Annotated in this window: 13 protein-coding genes; 5 read left to right on the forward strand and 8 right to left on the reverse strand. The window is 72.8% G+C overall.

The genetic code is table 11. The features are described 5' to 3' along the window. Positions 1–85: 85 nt before the first annotated feature. Together GA0070613_RS28605 and aspS are read right to left on the reverse strand one after the other, a co-directional pair. The gene (locus tag GA0070613_RS28605) at positions 86–898 is read right to left on the reverse strand and encodes a sugar nucleotide-binding protein (RefSeq protein WP_089016259.1); all 813 of its coding nucleotides are present in this window, start codon (positions 896–898) and stop codon (positions 86–88) included. A 75-nt stretch (positions 899–973) separates the two neighbouring features. Next, the gene (gene aspS, locus GA0070613_RS28610; protein ID WP_089015109.1) at positions 974–2779 is read right to left on the reverse strand and encodes an aspartate--tRNA ligase; all 1806 of its coding nucleotides are present in this window, start codon (positions 2777–2779) and stop codon (positions 974–976) included. Positions 2780–2932: 153 nt separating this feature from the next. Between aspS and GA0070613_RS28615 the strand changes: the two genes are divergently transcribed. Further along, positions 2933–3667, forward strand: coding sequence for a DUF998 domain-containing protein (locus GA0070613_RS28615; protein ID WP_089016260.1), 735 nt, complete (start codon positions 2933–2935; stop codon positions 3665–3667). On the opposite strand, the gene GA0070613_RS28620 is transcribed toward GA0070613_RS28615, so the two are convergent. Continuing rightward, positions 3573–4001 (reverse strand): MFS transporter, encoded by a 429-nt coding sequence (locus GA0070613_RS28620; protein WP_231929545.1) that lies wholly within the window; start codon positions 3999–4001, stop codon positions 3573–3575. The two genes, GA0070613_RS28615 and GA0070613_RS28620, sit on opposite strands and share 95 nt — an antisense overlap. 71 nt (positions 4002–4072) lie before the next feature. Further along, positions 4073–5131 carry a S1 family peptidase gene (locus GA0070613_RS28625; RefSeq protein WP_089015111.1) on the reverse strand — a complete coding sequence of 353 codons (1059 nt, stop codon included), beginning with the start codon at positions 5129–5131 and terminating at the stop codon, positions 4073–4075. A gap of 247 nt (positions 5132–5378) precedes the next feature. On the opposite strand from GA0070613_RS28625, the gene GA0070613_RS28630 reads away from it, so the two are divergent. Beyond that, on the forward strand, positions 5379–6209 hold the full coding sequence (locus tag GA0070613_RS28630) for a GDSL-type esterase/lipase family protein (protein WP_089015112.1): 831 nt from the start codon (positions 5379–5381) through the stop codon (positions 6207–6209). Between the two features lie 69 nt (positions 6210–6278). Here GA0070613_RS28630 and GA0070613_RS28635 read toward each other — a convergent pair whose 3' ends face one another. Next, the gene (locus GA0070613_RS28635) at positions 6279–6755 is read right to left on the reverse strand and encodes a winged helix-turn-helix transcriptional regulator (RefSeq protein WP_089015113.1); all 477 of its coding nucleotides are present in this window, start codon (positions 6753–6755) and stop codon (positions 6279–6281) included. Positions 6756–6811: 56 nt separating this feature from the next. On the opposite strand from GA0070613_RS28635, the gene GA0070613_RS28640 reads away from it, so the two are divergent. Further along, entirely contained in the window at positions 6812–7327 is a 516-nt protein-coding gene (locus GA0070613_RS28640) for a PaaI family thioesterase (protein WP_089015114.1), read from the forward strand. A gap of 125 nt (positions 7328–7452) precedes the next feature. Here GA0070613_RS28640 and GA0070613_RS28645 read toward each other — a convergent pair whose 3' ends face one another. From GA0070613_RS28645 to GA0070613_RS28655, 3 genes are all read right to left on the reverse strand, one after another. After that, positions 7453–8388: an acyl-ACP desaturase gene (locus tag GA0070613_RS28645; protein WP_089015115.1), complete on the reverse strand. Its 936-nt coding sequence runs from the start codon at positions 8386–8388 to the stop codon at positions 7453–7455. Between the two features lie 70 nt (positions 8389–8458). Next, positions 8459–9781, reverse strand: coding sequence for a histidine--tRNA ligase (gene hisS / locus GA0070613_RS28650; protein ID WP_089015116.1), 1323 nt, complete (start codon positions 9779–9781; stop codon positions 8459–8461). 51 nt (positions 9782–9832) lie between these two features. Next, positions 9833–10552, reverse strand: a complete 720-nt coding sequence (locus GA0070613_RS28655; RefSeq protein WP_089015117.1) for an MBL fold metallo-hydrolase — start codon at positions 10550–10552, stop codon at positions 9833–9835. Positions 10553–10812: 260 nt separating this feature from the next. On the opposite strand from GA0070613_RS28655, the gene GA0070613_RS28660 reads away from it, so the two are divergent. Both GA0070613_RS28660 and GA0070613_RS28665 read left to right on the forward strand, forming a co-directional pair. After that, positions 10813–11679, forward strand: a complete 867-nt coding sequence (locus GA0070613_RS28660; protein ID WP_089015118.1) for a peptidylprolyl isomerase — start codon at positions 10813–10815, stop codon at positions 11677–11679. 62 nt (positions 11680–11741) lie between these two features. Then, on the forward strand, positions 11742–12581 hold the full coding sequence (locus GA0070613_RS28665) for a peptidylprolyl isomerase (protein WP_089016261.1): 840 nt from the start codon (positions 11742–11744) through the stop codon (positions 12579–12581). Positions 12582–12621 lie beyond the last annotated feature (40 nt).

The following is a 12621-nucleotide window of genomic DNA, read 5'->3' on the forward strand; positions in this document are numbered from 1 at the left end:
GGATGCACAATATCTGTGCACACTTTCTATGCACAAGAGTTGTGCATAGAAAGTGTGCACGGCTCGGCAGTGCCGGCGGGGAGCGTCAGGAGGTGAGGAGCTCGGTTACGCCGCGCAGCCGGGTGCGCAGCAGGCCGGCGGCGCGGGTGGAGTCGAGGCGTACCTCGGTGGGGCGGAGCAGGCCGGAGGCGGCGCCGGTGGTGGTCTTCATCCCGGCCGGGTCGATCCCCTCCCGGCGGGCCACCAGCAGACCCAGCTCGGCGCGGCTGACGGCGTCCGGGCCGGCCACGTTGAGCGGGCCGGCGTGGTCGGCGGGCACCAGTTCGAGGACGGCGGCGGCCAGGTCGACCACATCGACCGGGCAGCGGAGCTCGTCGGTGAAGAGGGCGGCCCGGCCGGCGAGGGCGTCGCGGCAGAGTTGGATCTGCTTGCTCCCCTCCCCCACGATCAGCGACGTCCGCACCAGCGCCGCCCCCGGGTCGACCGCCCGGACCGCGGTCTCCGCCGCCGCCTTCGCCGCCCCGTACGGGAAGATCGGGGTGGGCGGCTCGTCGTCGGGATAGGGCGTCGGCCGGCCGGCGTGCAATGCGTCGCTGGACAGGTGGACGAGGCGGGCGCCCACCTCGGCGGCCGCGTACGCGACGTGGGCCGCCCCGTCGGCGGTGACCGCCCAGTCGTCGTACCGGTAGGGGGTGCCGATCACGGCCTCGGGGCGTACCGCGGTGACCAGCGCGCGCACGGCGGACCGGTCGGTGACGTCGAGCCGGCGCGCCTCGACACCCGGCACCGCGACGGCGGCCGAGTGGTACGTCCCCACCACCCGCTGCCCCGCGGCCACCGCCTGCCGGCAGATCTCGGCGCCGAGGAAGCCGCTGGCCCCCACCACGAGCAGTGTCATCGCGTTCCCCATTCCCGAAAAGGTCGAGCGGTCCGCGTCATCATGACGCGGACCGCTCGATCAGGTGGGGGCGGCTCAGACCGGGTCGGCCACCGGGGCGGCCGGGCCGGCGGTGCCGGCGTGCGGGCCGGTCGCCGCCTTGGGCTTGGCGTCGATGCCGGCCTCGGCGCGCTGCTGCGCGGTGATCGGCGTCGGCGCGCCGGTCAGCGGGTCGAACCCGCCCCGGGTCTTCGGGAAGGCGATGACCTCGCGGATCGAGTCGGCGCCGGCGAGCAGCATGCAGACCCGGTCCCAGCCGAACGCGATGCCGCCGTGCGGCGGGGCGCCGTACTTGAACGCCTCCAGCAGGAAGCCGAACTTGTCCTGCGCCTCCGCCGGGGTGATGCCGAGCAGGTCGAAGACCCGCTTCTGCACGTCGCCCCGGTGGATACGGATGGAGCCGCCGCCGATCTCGTTGCCGTTGCAGACGATGTCGTACGCGTACGCCAGGGCCCGGTCGGGCGCCTCCTCGAACTTGTCGACCCACTCGGCGTTCGGCGAGGTGAACGGGTGGTGCACGGCCGTCCAGCCGCCCTCGTCGGTCTTCTCGAACATGGGCGCGTCGACCACCCAGCAGAACGCCCAGGCGCTCTCGTCGATCAGGCCGGCCCGCTTGGCGATCTCGATCCGGGCCGCGCCGAGCAGCTCCTGCGCCTCCCGGGTGTTGGTGCTGGCGGCGAAGAAGACCGCGTCGCCCGGCTTCGCGCCGACCGCGTCGGCGAGCCCGCCCAGGTGCTCGGCGGAGAGGTTCTTCGCCACCGGGCCACGCGCCTCGCCGGTCTCCGCGTCGAGCACCACGTACGCCAGGCCACGTGCGCCGCGCGCCTTGGCCCAGTCCTGCCAGCCGTCCAGCTCCTTGCGGCTCTGGCCGGCGCCGCCCGGCATGACCACCGCGCCGACGTACCCACCCGCGTCGATCGCGCCGGCGAAGACCCGGAACTCGGTGCCGCGCAGGTAGTCGGTCAGCTCGGTCAGCTCGACGCCGTAGCGCAGATCCGGCTTGTCGGAGCCGTACCGGGCCATCGCGTCGTGCCAGGTGATCCGCGGGATCGGCCGGGAGATCTCGTGACCGGCCAGGTCCTTCCAGAGCGCCGAGACGATCGCCTCGCCGAGATCGATCACGTCGTCCTCGGTGACGAAGGACATCTCGATGTCGAGCTGGGTGAACTCGGGCTGCCGGTCGGCCCGGAAGTCCTCGTCCCGGTAGCAGCGGGCGATCTGGTAGTACCGCTCCATGCCGCCGACCATGAGCAGCTGCTTGAACAGCTGCGGGGACTGCGGCAGGGCGTACCAGCTGCCCGGCTGGAGGCGCACCGGGACCAGGAAGTCGCGGGCGCCCTCGGGGGTGGAGCGAGTCAGCGTCGGGGTCTCGATCTCCAGGAAGTCGCGCTCGTGCAGCACGCCCCGGGCCAGCTGGTTGGCCCGCGAGCGCAGCCGCATCGCGTTCGCCGGGCCGCTGCGGCGCAGGTCCAGGTAGCGGTACTTGAGCCGGATGTCGTCGCCGGCCTCGACCTGGTCGTCGACCGGCAGCGGCAGCGGGGCCGCCTCGGAGAGCACCTCCAGCTCGGCGACGGTCACCTCGACCTCGCCGGTGGGCAGCTCCGGGTTCTCGTTGCCCGCGGGACGGCGGGTCACCTCGCCGGTGACCTGCACGCAGAACTCGTTGCGGAGCGCGTGCGCGTCCTCCTCGCGGAAGACCACCTGGACCACGCCGGAGCCGTCGCGCAGGTCGACGAAGATGACGCCGCCGTGGTCGCGCCGGCGGGCCACCCACCCGGCGAGCGTCACCGTCGAGCCAGCGTCCGCGGCGCGCAGGCTTCCGGCATTGTGGGTACGGATCACGGCAGGCAACTCCTCATCGTGGAACAGTCCTCACCGGCATTCTGTCAGGGGCCACCGGCCTGGCTCCGGGGCACCCGGGAGGCCGGCCGATTCGGTTCCGGGCGGGTGGGCGATCGACGGACCGCGGACCGGTCGGCCGGTTACCGTGGCCGGATGCGTGCCGTATCGACCTGGGCCGTGGCCACCGCGGCGGCGGCGCCCGTCGTGCTGGTGGTCGGCTGGACCGTCGCCGGCGCCCGGCAGCCCGTCAGCTACGACCCGGTGCGGGACACGATCAGCGAACTGGCGGGGCAGGGCGCCAACGACACCTGGATCATGGTGGGCTGTCTCGTGCTGCTCGGCTGCTGCTACCTGGCGACCGCCGCGGTGCTGCACGCGGCCGGGCTGCCCAGCCGGTTCCTCCTCGCCGTCGGCGGCGTCGCCACCATCGCGCTGGTCGCCTTCCCGCGCCCGAGGGTCGGCGGTTCCGTCGGCCACGGAACCGTGGCGACGGTGGCCGTCCTCGCCCTGGCGCTCTGGCCGGCGGGGTCGGCGCTGCGGCTGCCCCGCGGCCCGGACGCCGGGCACCCGGCCCGGCCGGAGCAGCCGTGGGCGTTCCGGCGGCCGGTGGCCCTGACCGTCACCGCGCTGCTGCTCGGCCTGTTCGGTTGGTTCGCGTTCGAGGTGACCACGGGTTCCCGCACCGGACTGGCCGAGCGGGCGACGGCGCTGGGGGTCGCCCTGTGGCCGCTGCTCGCGATGCTCTCCGCCCGGCGGGCACACCTGAGCTGGCTCGCCGGCGGCGCCGCGGCGGTCAGTCCGGGTCGGCGGGCAGCAGGTGCGGCACCACCGGCTCGCCGTCGACCAGCTCGCGGGCCTGCTCCTCGACCGCCCGGTCGGCCCCGGTGAGCCGGCCGCCGTGCTGGCGCAGGTGCTCCCCCCAGGACCGCACCTGGTCGACCTCGACGAATACGTGCGCCCGCTCCCCGGCCCGAAACAGCCCCCACCGCATCGCCCCGGTCCGCCGCCGCGACCGGCCGACCGCGCGCATCGCCCCGACGAACGCGGCCTGCCGCTCCGGGGGCACGGTGTGGGAGACGGTGACCAGCACCGGTCCGGTGCGCGGGTGCGGTTCCAAGGTCAGGTGCGGCTCCGGCCAGTAGACCGCCGGGTCCCGGTTGACGCCGGCGCCCGGCGTACCCGGGACGGGCGCACGGCCCCGGCCGCTCCCGCGGCCCGGCACCGGATCGGCACCATTCCGGACGCGACGGAGCGGGCCGCCGGTCACCCGGCGACCCGCCCGGGGCCGATCGATCAGTAGACGCTGACGCCGTAGACGCTCAGCGCCTCGGTCACCGGCTGGAAGTAGGTGGTGCCGCCGGAGGAGCAGTTGCCGCTGCCACCGGAGGTCAGACCGAGCGCGGTGTTGCCGGCGAAGAGCGAGCCGCCGCTGTCACCCGGCTCGGCGCAGACGGTGGTGCGGATCAGGCCGGAGACGCTGCCCTCGGCGTAGTTGACGGTGGCGTTGAGCGCGGTGACGGAGCCGCCGTGGACGCCGGTGGTGCTGCCGGAGCGCGACACCGACTGGCCGACGAAGGCGTTGCCGGCGCCGGTGATGTCACGCGAGGTGCCGTTGTAGAGGTAGACGGTGCCGGGGTGCGACAGGCTGGTGTTGCTGTACCGGACGATGCCGTAGTCGTTGCCCGGGAAGCTGGTGCCGGCGCGCGGGCCGATGTAGGTCGTCTGGCTGGAGTTGGTGTACCAGCTCGCCGAGATGTTGGTGCAGTGCCCGGCGGTCAGGAAGTAGTAGGTGCCGGCGCTGTTGCGCACGTTGAAGCCGAGCGAGCAGCGGCCACCGCCCCCGGCGTAGATCGCCTGCCCGCCGTTGATCCGGGTGCTCAGCACGCCGGCCTCGGCCTCGATCCGGACGGCGCCTCCGGTGCGGGCTGCCGCGGCCTTGACCTTGTCCAGCTTGGCGCCGGTGACGGTGCTGTCGACGGAGACCACGACCTGGTTGGTGGCCGGGTCGATCCACCAGGCGGTGCCCGGGATCTTCGCGGAGCGCTCCAGCTCGGCGGTGGCCCGGTTCAGCACGGCGGCGCCCCGGGTTACGAGCTTCGGGGTGGCGCCGGCGGCGCGGACCTGGCGGGCGGCGGCGTCATCGGTGACCGCGACGACCATCTTGCCGCTGGCGTCGGCGTAGGTGCCGGCGGCGCGATCGCCGAGCCGCGTGGCCAGGTTGGCCGCGGCGTCGGGGGAAGCGGGCGAGGCGGGTGCCGCCTGGGCGGGCGCGCCGAGCAGCGAGCCGGCTACCAGGGTTCCGGCGACGGCGACGGTGACGGCGCGACGGAGCGATGACCTCGTGGGTCGCATGTACAGCCTCCCGGATGGGGGATGGGGGGCCCGGCGCATGAGCGGGCCCTGGACCAACCCGGCCTAGCTGGGGGAACTGGCCGGGCTGAGTGAAGTATTCACATGTTTAAGATCATAGGCAAGACCTGGTTTGCCCGAATTCACCCGTCGGCCACCTGTAACTGCCTTGCAACATTGTGGACACTGACTGTCATCTATACCATCCGGTCACCATCGCATTCCCGGCACCCGTGATCCGGAGGCCACGATGACCATCCCCCGACGCGCGCTGGCCACCCTGGCCAGCCTCACCGCCCTCGTCCTGCTCGCCGCCAGCCCGGCCACCGCCGCCGCCAGCCCACCGCCGGCCTCGATGGCCAGCCTCGGCGACTCCATCACCCGCGGCTTCAACGCCTGCGGCTGGTACGTCGACTGCACCTCGCGGTCGTTCAGCACCGGCGACTACTCCACCGTGAACAGTCACTACCTGCGCATCCGCACGGTCAACCCGGCCATCCAGGGCCGCAACCACAACGACGCGCGCAGCGGCGCCAGATCCGCCGACATGTACGGCCAGGCCGGCACCGCGGTCAGCCAGGGCGTCGAGTACGTCACGATGCTGATCGGCGCCAACGACGCCTGCACCGGCTCGGAGGCCACCATGACCCCGGTGACCACGTTCCGGGCCAACATCGACAGCGCGCTCAACCGGATCAGGGCCGGTCTGCCCAACGCCCGGGTCGCGGTGATCAGCGTGCCGGACATCCAGCGGCTCTGGTCCATCGGCAAGGGCAGCGGCAGCGCCCGCAGCGCCTGGTCGGCGTTCGGCATCTGCCAGTCGATGCTGGCCAACCCCACCTCCACCGCCCAGGCCGACGTCGACCGCCGGGCCCGGGTCCGGCAGCGGGTGATCGACTACAACACCCAGCTCGCCCAGGCCTGTGCCGGGTACGGCCCGAACTGCGACTTCGACGACAACGCGGTGTTCAACTACCCGTTCGTGCTCAGCCAGGTCTCCGGCTGGGACTACTTCCACCCCAACACGAGCGGCCAGGCGGTGCTCGCGAGCATCTCGTACGCCAACGGCTTCGGCTGGTAGGCGCTCCCGCGGCGCGCGGGCGGCCCGCCGTCCGCGTGCCGGCCCGCGTACCCGAGATGACGCCGCCGGTCAGTCGACCCGGCGGCGCGCTCCGGGGCCCGGCCGGGGCACCACCTCGCGCGGGTCGGTCACCTCGTGCCCCTCGGCGCAGCGCAGCTCGACGTGCACCTCGGCGCCGCAGTCCCGGTGGGTCACCCGCAGCGGCGAGCCCTCGGGGTCGGCGAGGTGGCGGTCGCCCCAGCCGAGCACGGCCACCAGCACCGGCCAGAGGTCGAGGCCCTTGGCCGTCAGCCGGTACTCGTGGCGCAACCGGCTGCCCGGCTCCCGGTACGGCTCCCGGCGCAGCACCCCCTGCTCGACCAGGGTGGCGAGCCGGTTGGTGAGCACCTGTCGGGGGATGCCGGTCCGCACCCGCAGGTCGTCGAAGCGGCGGATGCCGTTGAAGACCTCGCGGAGCACGACCAGGGTCCACCGCTCGCCGAGGATCGCCATCGCCCGGGCGAGGGTGCAGTTCTCCACCGACCAGTCCAGTGCCGCGGGTCTCATGCCGACCAGGCTAGGTCTGATTGACAGACTCAGCAACGCGCTGCCAGGCTGAGTCCATGACACAGACGCAGGAATCGGCGCGCAGCCGTACCTTCTCCTGGTCCGACCCGGTCGCCGGCGCGGCGCACATCGGCCGGCGCAGCGGCCTGGAGCTGCTCCGCGCGATGATCGCCGGCGAGCTGGCCGCGCCGCCGATCATGCACCTGATCGACATGGCCCGGCTGGAGGCCGACGAGGGCCGGGTCGCGGTGGAGCTGGTGCCCCAGGAGTTCCACTACAACCCGCTCGGCACCGTCCACGGCGGGGTCATCTCCACCCTGCTGGACACCGCCGCCGGCTGCTCGGTGCACACCACCCTGCCCGCCGGCGTCGGCTACACCTCGCTGGACCTGAACGTGAAGTTCCTCCGCCCGGTGACGGTCGCCAGCGGCACCCTCCGCTGCGAGGGCACCGTCCTCCAACGCGGCCGCCGCACCGCCCTGGCCGAGGCCCGCCTCACCGACGCCCAGGGCCGCCTCATCGCCCACGCCACCTCGTCCTGCCTCCTCTTCCCCCTCGACCAACCCGCCTGACGGCTGCGCCGCCACCCCACCCCCAGCGCGCACCCGCTCGGAGGGGGTGGTCATGGAACGCGCAATGGCCACTCCTTCCGAGCAGGAGCGGCCATCAACGGGCCGGCGGTGGGGCGGGGGCGGGATCAGCGCGCCGCGGCGAGGCGGGCGGCGCGGGCGGCGCGCTTCTCCTCGAAGCGGGCCGCCTGCTGCTCCAGGGTGTCGAGGTGGGCGGCGATCTGGTCGCGGGCGGCGTCGCCGTCGGCGTCCAGGCCGGTCACGTTGAACACGTCCCACTGGCGCAGCACGGGGACGACCACCTCGTCGCGGTGCTGGCGCAGGTCGTAGATGCCGGCCAGGGCGATCGCCACGGACTTGCGGGCGAAGCCGTCGATGCCCACGCCGGGCATCTGGAAGTCGGCCAGCACGTCGGCCACGGCCCGCATGGCCTGGCTCGGGGCCAGCTCGAAGGCGGCGGCGAGCAGGTTCCGGTAGAAGACCATGTGCAGGTTCTCGTCGGCGGCCACCCGGGTCAGCAGCGCGTCGCACGCCGGGTCGCCGGTCACCTTGCCCGTATTGCGGTGCGAGATCCGGGTCGCCAGCTCCTGGAACGACACGTACGCCAGCGAGTGCAGCACCTCGTCGTTGTGCACGTTGACGTACCCGGTGGACATGTGCACCATCCGAGCCCGCTCCAGCGCCACCGGGTCGACCGCCCGGGTCACCGTCAGGTAGTCGCGGATGGCGGTGCCGTGCCGCCCCTCCTCGGCGGTCCACCGGTGCACCCAGGTCCCCCACGCCCCGTCCCGACCGAAGAGCGTGGCGATCTCGTGGTGGTACGAGGGCAGGTTGTCCTCGGTCAACAGGTTGACGATCAGCGCGGTACGCGCGACGTCGGGAACGGTGGAGTCCGTCTCCGCCCACGGCTCGCCGCCGAGCGGCCCGTCGAAGGTACGCCCCTCGCTCCACGGCACGTACTCGTGCGGGAACCACTCCTTCGCCATCGACAGGTGGCGGTCGAGGTTCTTCTCCACCACGGATTCGAGCTCGAGGAGCAGGGCGGTCTGGCTGAGTGCGGTCACGACGATCTCCCTACGGTGGCGTAACTTACGCTACCGTAGGTCCGATCGTCCGTACGCGCCAGTCGGGAACTCAGCTCACCAGCGGCTTGAGGTCCTCCCGGGGCGGCGTCCACTCCCCCGCCGCCGCGGCGATCTGCTCACCTGAGCGGATGTCCTTCACCTCGTCGCCCTCGGCGCCGGGGAACCAGACGTACGGGATGCCCCGCCGCTCGGCGTACCGGATCTGCTTGCCGAACTTGGCCGCGCTCGGCGACACCTCGGTGGGGATGCCCCGGGAGCGCAGCGCCTCGGCGATGGAGTTGCTGGCCGGCCGGTCGTCCTCGGCGGTGACCGCGACCAGCACGCAGGTCGGCACGCTGCGGGAGACCGAGAGCGCGTCGGCGCCGAAGAGCAGGCCGAGCAGCCGGGTCACCCCGATGGAGATGCCCACGCCCGGGAAGCGGACGTTGCCCGAGCTGGCCAGGTTGTCGTACCGGCCGCCGGAGCAGATCGAGCCGAACCGCTCGTAGCCCACCATCTGCGTCTCGTAGACGGTGCCGGTGTAGTAGTCCAGGCCGCGGGCGATCCGCAGGTCGGCGACGCAGAGTCCGGGCGAGTGCGCGGCGGCGGTCTCCACCACGGCGGACAGCTCCCCGATGCCCTCGTCGAGCAGCGGGTCGCTCACCCCGAGGGCGCGCACCGCGTCGGCGAAGGAGGCGTCCGGCGCGGAGATCTCCGCCAACGCCAGCGCCGCCTTGGCCTGGGCCTCCGTCGCCCCGGCGGTCTCGACCAGCAGCTCGGCCACCTTCGCCGGGCCGATTCTGTCGAGCCTGTCCACCGCCCGCAGCGCCGCCTCCGGGTCGTCGATTCCGACCCCCCGGTAGAAGCCCTCGCAGATCTTGCGGTTGTTGACCTGGATCTTCACGGCCGGGATGGGCAGCGACCGGAGCGCGTCGCCGATCACCAGCGGCATCTCCGCCTCGTGGTGCGCGGGCAGGGTGTCCCGGTCGACGATGTCGATGTCGGCCTGGAGGAACTCCCGGTAGCGCCCCTCCTGCGGGCGCTCACCCCGCCACACCTTCTGGATCTGGTAGCGGCGGAATGGGAACTGCAGCTTCCCGGCGTTCTCCAGGACGTAGCGGGCGAACGGCACGGTCAGGTCGAAGTGCAGGCCCAGCGAGTCGTCCCCGGCCGGGCCCTCGGCGTCGGCCTGGAGCCGGCGCAGCACGTAGACCTCCTTCGAGGTCTCCCCCTTGCGCAGCAGCTGGTCGAGGGGCTCCACCGAGCGGGTTTCGAGGGGGGCGAACCCGTACAGCTCGAAGGTGGCGCGGATCCGGTCGAGGACGAACTGCTCGATCATCCGCTGCGCGGGCGTCCACTCCGGGAAGCCCGAGATGGGCGTCGGCTTGCTCATGGCGTACTCCTTGCGTCCCGCGCTGACCGCGCGGGGAGGTCGTGGGTGCGGCTACAGGCCGCGGGTGGGCGCAGCCGGGCGCGCGCCGCCGGAACCCGCCACCTCGAGGAGGTAGGGGTTGCTCGCGCGCTCGCGGCCGATGGTGGTCGCGGGGCCGTGGCCGGGCAGGACGACGGTGTCGTCGGCCAGCGGGAGGACCTTCTCCCGCAGGCTGGACAGCATCCGGGGCATGCTGCCGCCCGGCAGGTCGGTGCGGCCGATCGAGCCGGCGAACAGCACGTCACCGGAGAGGCAGATCTGCTCGGCCTCCCAGGGTGAGCCGGCGCCGGGCATCCGGAACAGCACCGACCCGCCGGTATGGCCCGGGGCGTGGTCGACGGTGATCTCCAACCCGGCGAGGGCCAGGGTCGCGCCGTCGGTCAGCTCGGCCACGTCGTCCGGCTCGGCATACGGCAGTCGGCCGCCGAAGAGCTGGGTGAGGTCCATCGACAGCGCCTTCGAAGGGTCGGCCAGCAGCTCCCGGTCGTCCGGGTGGACGTACGCGGGGATGCCGCGCGCGCCGCAGACCGGCGCCACGGAGAAGGTGTGGTCGAGGTGGCCGTGGGTGAGCAGCACGGCGGCCGGGTGCAGGCGATGCTCGGCGAGCAGGGCGTCGAGCCGGTCGAGCACCCCGATGCCGGGGTCGACCACCACGCACTGCTCCCCCGGCCCGGTCGCCACCACGTAGCAGTTGGTGCCGAAGGCGTCCGCGGGAAAGCCGGCCACGAGCACGTCCGCTCCCCTTCCGTCGAATCGTCGTCTCCACCCAGCAGCCTAGTCGGACGAGCGAGCGCGTTTTTCCGGCCCAGCGGTCCCGGCTGTCCCGCCAGGCAACAGTGACATACCCCGATAAACCCAGGCCCGACCTCGTACACCACATTCACAGCGGCTACCCGTACACTCTGGCGGGCGTGTGGCGTGGCGCACCTGCCGCCCACGGGCGGATGACGCCCGAGCGCCAGCGACGACCAGGCAGAGGAAGGGGAGCACGGGTGGCTTCCAGCAGGGACCGGCAGCGCAAACTGGCGCGGGCCAAGCTCGACCGGCAGCTCGCCCGGCGGGCCGCGGCCGTGAAGCGCCGCCGGCAGATCCAGGCCGGCGTCGGCGCCGCCGTGGTGCTCGCGCTGATCGTGGTCGCGTCGGCCTGGGCGCTGGGCGCGTTCGACTCCAAGCCCGAGCAGAAGGCCGCCGAGGACGTCTGCGTGTGGACGCCGCAGGACGCCAGCGCCAACACCAGCCTCAAGGACGTCGGCACCCCGGACACCACCGGCCTGCCGACCTCCGGCACCCGGGCGATGACGATCACCACGAACCAGGGCGCCCCGATCACCGCCCAGCTCGATCTGGCCGCCGCGCCGTGCGCCGGGGCGAGCATCGCCCACCTGGCCGGCAAGTCGTTCTACGACAACACCAAGTGCCACGAGATCACCACCGAGGGCGCGCTGCGCTGCGGCGACCCGAGCGGCACCGGCATCGGCGGCCCGGCCTACTCGTTCTACGACGAGAACATCCCCACCCCGGCGCCGAGCGCGTCCGGCAAGCCCGCCGCCGGGCAGCCCCCCGCGTACCCGAAGGGCACGGTCGCCATGATCGCGAACCCGCCGGGCAGCAACGGCAGCCAGTTCCTCGTCTTCTTCAAGGACTTCAACCCGGCCAAGCCGGCCTACCCGGTCATCGGCAAGGTCACCGGCGGCCTCGACGTGGTGGAGAAGATCGGCGCCCTGCCGACCGTGGACAATGGGAGCGGGGCCAAGGTCAAGCCGAAGACCGACGTGGTGATCCAGAGCCTGACGGTCGGCGAGGCGACCACCGCACCGGCCGCCACCAGCGCGCCCACGGCCAGCCCCAGCGCCGGCTGACCCGGCCGCCCACCCAACGCAGCGGCAACGTCCGCGCCCGAGAAGTTTCGTAAGGAGTGACCGTGACGTCCACGAGAGAGCGGCAGCGCGCGGCGGCGCGGGCCCGACTCGAGCGGGAGATGGCCGAGCGCGCAGCCCGCGCCCGCAAGCGCCGGCAGACGCAGGCGATCGTCGGGGCCGGTGCGGTCCTGCTGCTCGTGGTCGCCGGCACCGTCTGGCTGGCCACCACGCTCGGTGGCGACGGCGACAAGCAGCAGCAGACCGCCACCTCGGCGGGTGCCGCCCAGTGCGCCTACACCGAGGTCCCCAAGGAGGGGCGCACCAAGCAGATCAAGGACGTCGGGCTGCCGGCGAACCAGCAGAAGAACACCGGCACCCAGACCATGACGATCGACACCAACCTGGGGCCGATCACCGCGAAGATCGACCGGGCGGCCGTGCCCTGCACCGCGGGCAGCTTCACCCACCTGGCCAGCAAAGGCTTCTTCGACAACACCAAGTGCCACCGCCTGGTCACCGAGGGCATCAAGGTGCTGCAGTGCGGTGACCCGAGCGCGACCGGCACGGGCTGGCGGGAGACCGACGGCACGGGAGGCCCGAGCTACAACCTGGCCGAGGAGAACCTGCCGACCGACAAGCGCCCGCCGTACCCGGAGGGCGTCATCGCGATGGCCAACTCCGGCCAGCCGGGCAGCACCGGCAGTCAGTTCTTCATCGTGTACGGCGACTCGCAGCTCGACCCGAACTACACGGTGCTGGGCACCATCACCGGCGGCATGGACATGGTGAAGCAGGTCGCGGCGGCCGGTGACGACAAGGCCTTCGCGCAGCAGGCCGGCGGCGGCCACCCCAAGAAGGAGATCGTCATCAACAAGCTGGCGATGAGCGACATCCAGGGCTGAGCCCGCCCGTACGACGACAAAGCGCCCGCCGGCTGAAGCC

This window comes from Micromonospora inositola (assembly GCF_900090285.1).
Taxonomy (GTDB): domain Bacteria; phylum Actinomycetota; class Actinomycetes; order Mycobacteriales; family Micromonosporaceae; genus Micromonospora; species Micromonospora inositola.

Coding starts and splice junctions, on each gene's coding strand:
- GA0070613_RS28615 (WP_089016260.1), top strand. CDS start 2,933: ATGCGTGCCGTATCGACCTGGGCCGTGGCCACCGCGGCGGCGGCGCCC.
- GA0070613_RS28605 (WP_089016259.1), bottom strand. CDS start 898: ATGACACTGCTCGTGGTGGGGGCCAGCGGCTTCCTCGGCGCCGAGATC.
- GA0070613_RS28635 (WP_089015113.1), bottom strand. CDS start 6,755: ATGAGACCCGCGGCACTGGACTGGTCGGTGGAGAACTGCACCCTCGCC.
- GA0070613_RS28625 (WP_089015111.1), bottom strand. CDS start 5,131: ATGCGACCCACGAGGTCATCGCTCCGTCGCGCCGTCACCGTCGCCGTC.
- hisS (WP_089015116.1), bottom strand. CDS start 9,781: ATGAGCAAGCCGACGCCCATCTCGGGCTTCCCGGAGTGGACGCCCGCG.
- GA0070613_RS28630 (WP_089015112.1), top strand. CDS start 5,379: ATGACCATCCCCCGACGCGCGCTGGCCACCCTGGCCAGCCTCACCGCC.
- GA0070613_RS28640 (WP_089015114.1), top strand. CDS start 6,812: ATGACACAGACGCAGGAATCGGCGCGCAGCCGTACCTTCTCCTGGTCC.